This is a genomic window from Streptomyces sp. NRRL S-118 (genome assembly GCF_000716335.1).
In the GTDB taxonomy this organism is placed as follows: Bacteria; Actinomycetota; Actinomycetes; order Streptomycetales; family Streptomycetaceae; genus Streptomyces.
Genome location: NZ_KL591003.1, coordinates 158,926 through 159,158, shown reverse-complemented (window position 1 = coordinate 159,158; position 233 = coordinate 158,926). Strand labels below are relative to the sequence as shown.

Genomic DNA, 233 nt, shown 5'->3' with positions numbered 1-233 from the left:
GGCACCTGGAAGCGCCTCACCGAGAACGTCAACGAGCTGGCCGGCAACCTGACCCGGCAGGTGCGGGCCATCGCCGAGGTCGCGAGCGCGGTCGCGGAGGGGGACCTGACCCGGTCCATCACCGTCGACGCCTCCGGCGAGGTCGCCGAGCTCAAGGACAACATCAACACCATGGTGGAGTCGCTGCGCGAGACGACCCTGGCCAACCAGGAGCAGGACTGGCTCAAGTCCAA

Annotated in this window: 1 protein-coding gene; it reads left to right on the top strand. The window is 68.2% G+C overall.

Features of this window, described 5'->3' with window-relative positions:
• The coding region (locus tag IH00_RS39455) for a HAMP domain-containing protein (RefSeq protein WP_031070886.1) at positions 1-233 on the top strand (233 nt) is incomplete at both ends.